Annotated in this window: 7 protein-coding genes; all 7 read right to left on the bottom strand. The window is 59.4% G+C overall.

The genetic code is table 11. The features are described from left to right. A partial coding sequence (locus U9R81_RS10395) for a hypothetical protein (protein ID WP_322495392.1) occupies positions 1–800 on the bottom strand: 800 nt, incomplete at its 3' end. A gap of 313 nt (positions 801–1,113) precedes the next feature. Further along, positions 1,114–1,863 (bottom strand): E3 ubiquitin ligase family protein, encoded by a 750-nt coding sequence (locus U9R81_RS10400; RefSeq protein ID WP_322495393.1) that lies wholly within the window; start codon positions 1,861–1,863, stop codon positions 1,114–1,116. A 117-nt stretch (positions 1,864–1,980) separates the two neighbouring features. Further along, complete coding sequence (locus tag U9R81_RS10405) at positions 1,981–2,214, bottom strand: hypothetical protein (protein WP_066784480.1); 234 nt, start codon at positions 2,212–2,214, stop codon at positions 1,981–1,983. Positions 2,215–2,339: 125 nt separating this feature from the next. After that, positions 2,340–3,104: a hypothetical protein gene (locus tag U9R81_RS10410; protein WP_322495394.1), complete on the bottom strand. Its 765-nt coding sequence runs from the start codon at positions 3,102–3,104 to the stop codon at positions 2,340–2,342. 171 nt (positions 3,105–3,275) lie between these two features. Next, positions 3,276–4,631, bottom strand: coding sequence for an ABC transporter substrate-binding protein (locus tag U9R81_RS10415; protein ID WP_322495395.1), 1,356 nt, complete (start codon positions 4,629–4,631; stop codon positions 3,276–3,278). A 143-nt stretch (positions 4,632–4,774) separates the two neighbouring features. After that, complete coding sequence (locus U9R81_RS10420) at positions 4,775–5,665, bottom strand: carbohydrate ABC transporter permease (RefSeq protein WP_322495396.1); 891 nt, start codon at positions 5,663–5,665, stop codon at positions 4,775–4,777. Between the two features lie 56 nt (positions 5,666–5,721). Continuing rightward, positions 5,722–6,642: a sugar ABC transporter permease gene (locus U9R81_RS10425; protein ID WP_322495397.1), complete on the bottom strand. Its 921-nt coding sequence runs from the start codon at positions 6,640–6,642 to the stop codon at positions 5,722–5,724. Positions 6,643–7,054 lie beyond the last annotated feature (412 nt).

A 7,054-nucleotide genomic window follows, 5' to 3' on the forward strand; every position in this document is an offset into this window, starting at 1 on the left:
CGGGAAAGTCGACGATGGCCGGCATCCTGCCCTCCTGACCTCGCCTCAACTGCGTCCTGATGCCTCCATTCTACTACCCTTGGCAACCCCCTCTCGATTGTGCAAAACCTCAGATCCCAGAATGGTTTAAGCGCCTCTTTGATTTGATCAGGTGTAATACTGTTCATTGGTGCAAGGTACTTATTCAGATTTACCAATTCCTGCAACTGGAGTGCTATTGCCGGTTCTTCAATTACTAGGCGCTGTAATTGTTTCTGAACTTCGAGCTGCACCATTGGGTCACTTGGATTGTCGCGTACCTGTTCAACAGCTTTGCGGAATTCAGGTTTACGCATTGTATTGAGAAGGAAACTAGGTAAACTTGGTAGCACCTCGAATACTTTTTCAACAGGGATTTCACCAGCTCGGTTAGCGGCAGCATTAAGCACTGCTGTAGCCAACATCGTCAGAAACGACACGATTGCCGGATCCATTACTTCACCTCCATCACATAGTTCATTCCAACAAACCGCCGCGAACGCAGTTTGCGCCAACGTTCCTGCTTGCCCTAAACAAACACCGATGGGTGCCATTTTACCCCCCATTACCACAGCATTACCAACATATCTAATTCGCAGATGCATGATGATCTTTGATAAGGTAAAGAGTGGCGATAATGGGCCATAAAAGGGGTGTGGGCCGCAGGCCTGCGTGTTGGTGGCGAGGGTGTTGTTGGTGGCGAGGCAGGGATTCCGCTGACGCGGGAGATTGCTTCGGCGCAGGGGCAGCGCCTCGCAATGACATTGTTCTCCATCTGTCATTGCGAGCCGCCGCAGGCGGCAAAGCAATCTCCTGCTCTGATGGAGGGAGACACTGGCAGGCATCGCTCCCGCTGTCGCGGGTGATTGCTGCGGGCGCTTCGCGCCCTCGCAATGACATGGGGGGGTCGGGAAGAATGCGGGCAGGCATCGCTCCTGCTGCGGCAGTGATACTGCCGCACTCCATACCTGCGCCGCACTGGTTCATACCCAGCGACCCGCGCGGCCCGCTTTACCTTGGGATGCGGCAGCAGCCTAGGATTCAGAAGGGCAGCGCCGGCGCCACTGCCCTCTATGCAACGCTGTAGCGGATACCCTACCCCGCCAGCATGCCCCATACCACCAAGACGAACCCGATCAGGCCACTGGCAATGGCCGCATAATTCATATTGCGCGCCCACGTTGCCGCCGACGCGGCCAGTTCTTGCTCGCTCTTCCGGCTAATCATAAAGGTGTGTTTGCTATTCGCCGGATGGCGAGCGATCGCGAGCCGGCCACCCTGATCGATCGCCGTGCCGAGCACAAATACACGCGCACCCACTTCCAACCCGCGCTCGCATTCGCGCCGGCCTAACGCGCGGGTTGCGCCCGTCCACGGCTGCGGCGTCTCGACAAACCGGTTGCCGGTTTCGATCACCTCTAGGGTCGCCCCATCGGGCAACACCTGCACGTGACCACGTTCGTCGCGCACCAGAAACGGCGCCCGCCGTTCGTTCTGCTCGATCTGCTCGCTGCGCCGCTCAACGCGGGTCTCTGGCTTGCCATTGGTCGTCGTTGTCACCCGTTCTTCGTACTCGCGGTTAACGGTGTAGGTATACGCGACCAGTGGCTTCCCTGAGATCGGGCCGGTTAGCGGCGACGCGCACTCGATCACGCCTTCGACTTCGCAGGGTTGGGCGAAGCCACTGGCGCCCAGTGAGGCGGTAATGCGCTGGTGAATGGCCGCCAGCGTTGCAGTATCGTAGGTCTCTACCGCGTTGAGGGTCTGAAGCTTATTGGCATTGGCGCGGGCGGCAAAGAAAAAAATGACGGCCAGCACCAGCAAGAGGACGCCGCCGATAACCATGGTTCCTCCTTAGGGTAATGCGCGCTGCGATTGATGATGATCCCGAGGAAAAAAGGTCCGGGCAGAGCAATGCTCTGCCCATAGATTTGGGCAGAGCGCTACTCTGCCCGGACAGACTTAGTTATCCTTCTTGCCGCCCAACAACCCACCGAGCAATGTCTTCGCGGCATCGATTTGCTCAGCTAGCGCGCCAACATCGCCCTTCAGCACCTGATCAATCTGAGCGGCGATCGGATCGGGCAGCTTGTCTTTCAAGAAGCCGACCACAACATCAACCGCCTGCTGCGCCTGCTCGGCGCTGACCCCCGTCTTTTCCCGAATCAGGTCGACCAGCGTCTTGCCCGAACTCATCTTGGTAGCTCCTTTGATAGAAAGCCCTCCCCAACACTTGTAGTATAGCATCTCGTGTCAATTGCGGCAGGGGGGTAAGCGGCGCGGAAGGGTGTAGGGGCAGAGCGACGCTCAGCCCCTACACCCTACCGCGCGGTGCGAAAGAAGGTCACTATGTCGATCATGCCGTACAAGCTGGCGCTGATGAAGGTAATGCTCGCGCCGGCAGTGTGGCGCAAGACCAGCTCTTCCCAAGCGGGCAGTTCGGCTTCAGCTTCAGCCGCCAATGCTGGATCAGCAAAATAGCCAAGCGTTACGTGCGGCGCGTATGGCTCATACGCGGCAATGCCGAAGCGATGGCGGAAACTGGCGTTCCATGCGCTGCGCAGCTCGACCAGCATAGCGAAGGCTTCGCGAGTCGCCGGCGTCGGGGTTAGTAATGCCACTAGGGCTGACTGCTGCACAATGACCAGCCGGTTCACAATAAACCCCACTTGCCATCCCCGCCGGCGAATGAGCGGTGAGCCGGCGATGGTGCCGCTGATCAGATTGCCATGGCTGAGCGCGCCGGGAATATCGAGCAAGAGATCGTCGATGCGCTGGCGCGCCTGCGGCAAGGCGTGCGCAACATTCCCATCGTTCGGCCCATCCCACAGCGTCACGTGATAGGTAGCCGGCGGCAGCGCGCAAAACAAGTACCGGCGCAAGAGCAGATCGGGATCGAGCGCGCACATCGCGGCGCGCAAACCACGGTAGAGGGTATATTCTGGGATGGCGTCGAGCGCGCAGTTGAGCCGCAACCACGGCCCGTCACGGCGCAGCCCGATATTGTCGAAGAGGATGGTTAAGCCGCGATAGGTGGCCCAGCGTGGCGTGAACCCGGCAATTTTGGGGTTGGCGATGGTCAACATAGTGACCAGAACATTCTGTTATGGCGCGGCGGCGCAACAGCCCGGCAACGGTAGTGTTTCCCTCGTTACGTTACAATTGATTCGCATTGGGAACAACGTTCAGGTAAATGATGTAGCGAGGTCGAGAAGGGATAGAATGGCGCTCTATCCCTTCTCGCCTCGCAATGACGACTAACCCTCGCGCGCCTTCAGGTCTTCAAGGATCGGCTTAGCGCCCTGCGCCAGTTCATCATTCACTGCGGCAAAGACCGCGCTCGGCGCTTCGCCGTTGACGATGATCCGCTCAAGGCCCTTGCCGATGATCTGGTCGCCGTTGCGCACGAAGACGCGCGCCGCGTCTTGGGCCCGCGTCTTGGGCAATTGATCAACCGCCGTCTTGAAGTTGGGGTTCTTGGCAAAGAACTCGACCATCTCCGGCGTCTGCTTGGTGCTGATCCGCACCGGCATATAGCCCGTGCTGCGCGCCCACACGCCAGCGTTGATGGTGTTGGTGGCAAACGCGATGTATTTCATCGCCGCCAGTTGCTTCTCGGCGGGAGCGCGGCTGACGATCGCCAACCCAGCGCCGCCGGTCGGGCAGCCGAAGTTGGTCTCTTTGGGCAGGAAGCCGACGCCGACCGGGAAGGTAGCATTGGCCTGAATGCCGGCCAGCGCGCCGGTCGAGGCCATCATCGAGGCGATCGCGCCGCCGAGGAAGTCTTGGTTGAGGTTGGTGTTGAGCACCGCCCACTTGTGCTTCACCACCGTATCCTGATAGAACTGGGCCGCCCGCAGCGTGTTGGGGTCGGTCATGGTCATGGTGAAGTCGGGCTGCGAGTACTGGCCGCCAAACTGCCAGACCACGCCTTGGAACAGCCACGCGATGTAGCTGGCGCCGTTGGGGTGACCAAACGCGGCCCGGCTGCCATCGCTCTTGACCAGCTTCGGCGCCCACTCGCTAAACTCGGCCCACGTCTCAGGCGCCCGATCGGGCAAGCCCGCCTCGGCCCAGATCGCCTTGTTGTAGTAGAAGAGCGGCGTGCTGCGCGCAAACGGAATCCAGTAGTGAACGCCTTTGCGCACGCCTTCGTTGAGCAACACCGGCTCGAAGTCGTTGAAGTCGAGATTGACCTGCTTGGCCAGATCGTCGAGCGCGGTGATCGCACCGGCCAGATAGAAGCCAAACCACCACACATCCGAGAGCAGGATCACATCGGGCGTGGTGTTGGCCTGCAACGCTGCGGTAAACTTCTGCGCCGTCTCTTCGTAGCTGCCTTGGAACTGATACTCGACCTCGACCTCGTTCTGCGACTCGTTGAACGACTTGACCATCGCCAGCTCGGCTTCTCCTAGATTGCCGCTGAACGAGCCCCAGTAGGTAATCTTGACCTTCGAGCCGGGTTGGCTCACCACTGCCGGGGCTTGGGTGGCCTGCGTTCCCGTCTGCCCGCCCTGCCCGCTCTGGTTGCCACAAGCTGCCAACACCGCCGCACCGCTCCCTACCATCATCAGGCGCAACAATTCGCGCCGGGTAAACGTCCGCTTCATGCTCGCTCCTCCTGTGAAATCTGCGTACCGACAAAACCGCGTGAACGCTGAGCATTTATCTATTGCATACGGCCCACTGCCGTGATGCGCGATACCGGAAGGGCATTACACCGAAATGCAGGCATTACGGCGTAATGCCACTACTATCCCTTCACCGCACCAGCGGTCATGCCTTCCACAATCGCCCGCTGGGCCAGCAAGAACCCGATCAACACCGGCACGATCAAGAAGAGCGACCCGGCCATCACCACGCCCCAATTGGATAATCCCTCGCTGTTACGCAGCCAGAAGACGCCAATCGGCAGCGTGCGCATATCAGTGGTGTTGGTAACGATCAGCGGCCAGAGGAAGTCGTTCCACTTGCTCACCACCGACAACAGGGCCATCGTCACAATTGCCGGCTGGGCAATCGGCGCGACAACACTGAATAGAATGCGGAAATGGCCGGCGCCATCGACTCGCGCCGCTTCGAGAATCTCGCGCGGCACGGACAGAAAGGCTTGGCGGAGCAAGAAAGTGCCGTAGGCGATGGCGGCTCCCGGCACGATAATGCCTTGGTAGGTATTGATCCAGCCAAGCCGGGCCACGGTCAGATAATTCGGCACAATCGTGATCTCAACCGGCACCATCAGCGCCGCCAGCAGCAAGAGAAAGACCAAATCTTTGCGCGGAAAGCGCAAGTAAGCCAGCGCATAAGCAGAAAACAGCGCCAAAACTACTTCCGCCGCCGCACCAAAGAAGGTGGTGATCAAGCTATTCACGTAATAGCGTCCAAACGGCGCCGCCTGCCACGCCGCCGGAAAATTGGCCAGTGTCGGGTTCGCCGGCCACCACGTCACCGGCAGCGAATAGATTTCGCGCGTCTCCTTAAACGCGGCCATCAACGTCCAATACACTGGCAGGCCGATCACCACCACGACCAGCAGCACCGCCGCATAGCCAGCGATCCGCCACGCCACCAGCGAGAGCGGCGTCGATCGCCGGCGAACAGCCACCGGCGTGATTGTGCGCTCAATATCGTTCGTCACCGCCATACCTAATCCGTGTCTATATCAATCCAACCGTATGAATCCGTTTCACCCGCCCAGCATCATCCGTAGGTCACTTGCCGCTCGACATAGCGGATCTGCACGATGGTTAGCGCTAGCATGATGAGAAACAACACGATCGCCACCACCCCCGCCTTGCCGGCGTCATACGAGACAAACCCCAGCTCGTAGAGGTGGAAGACCAGCGTCGTCGTCACATCAGCCGGGCCGCCATTGGTCAGCACACGGATGAGATCGAAGGCTTGAAAACAGGTCAGAATACTGGTCACCGACAAGAAGAAGGCCACCGGCGACAGACCGGGCAGGGTCACGTTCCAGAACCGTTCCCACGCGCCAGCGCCATCAACCCGCGCCGCGTCGTACAACTCGCGAGGGATGGTTTGCAGGCCGGCGAGGTAGATCACCACCGCATAACCGATATTCTTCCACACATAGACTATAATCACCGCCGGCATAGCCCAGAACGGATCGACCAGCCAGTTTGGCGAATCGAGACCGATAAAACCGAGCAGTTGGTCGATCAAACCGTAGCGTGGGTCAAAGATATAGCTCCAGACCACTGCCACCACGGCGCCCGACATCACCACCGGCGCAAACACAATCGCGCGCGCCGTGTTGCGGTAGCGCAGCGACTGGTTGAGCAGCAGCGCCAACAACAGCCCCAATACCAGTGTTAGCCCCACCGACCAGACGGTAAAGGTAGCTGTTTGCCAGATGATGTTCCAGAAACGCAGGTCACTGAAGGCGGAGATATAGTTTTGCAAACCGACAAACGGCATCGTCGGGCGCAAAAAATCCCAGCGCACCATGCTGAGATAGACGTTGTAGAGCAGTGGCCAATAGGTGAATACGCTAAACAGCAACAGGTTCGGGCCAATAAAGAGGGCGAAGAGCAACCATTCACGATGCTCGCGCCGCAGCGTATTCGGATGGCGCTCTTGATGAGGCGTGTACGTGGCCATAGCGTCTCGCAATCGGCTGTCGTTCCAATAGCTACGCTATTGTAGAAGGGTCAGGTTAATCAGTCATCATTGAAGTATTAAGTTAACGTTAAGCTTCTGCCATGGTGCTATTAAGTCAGCGATCGCCCGGCGGGCAACAGCGCACCCCTTCCGCGAGAGCAGGAGATTGCTTCGCCACCTGCGGCGGCTCGCAATGACAACCGAGGAGCACGCGCCTCACCCGGGTGTCATGGCGAAGTGCGCGGGCTGCTGGCCCTCACCCCCCGTCCCCTTCTCCCGCTGGGAGAGGGGGCGCAACTTGCTTCCTCCCCCAGTGAGGGAGGATTGGGGTAGGGCACTCAGTTGGCGCCGCAGATGGCGAGGGCCGGGTGAGGATGATCTCCCTCCAACCCCCTTGGCGCTCTCTGCGTCC

Origin of the sequence: Chloroflexus sp. (assembly GCF_034435895.1) — a bacterium.
In the GTDB taxonomy this organism is placed as follows: Bacteria; Chloroflexota; Chloroflexia; order Chloroflexales; family Chloroflexaceae; genus Chloroflexus.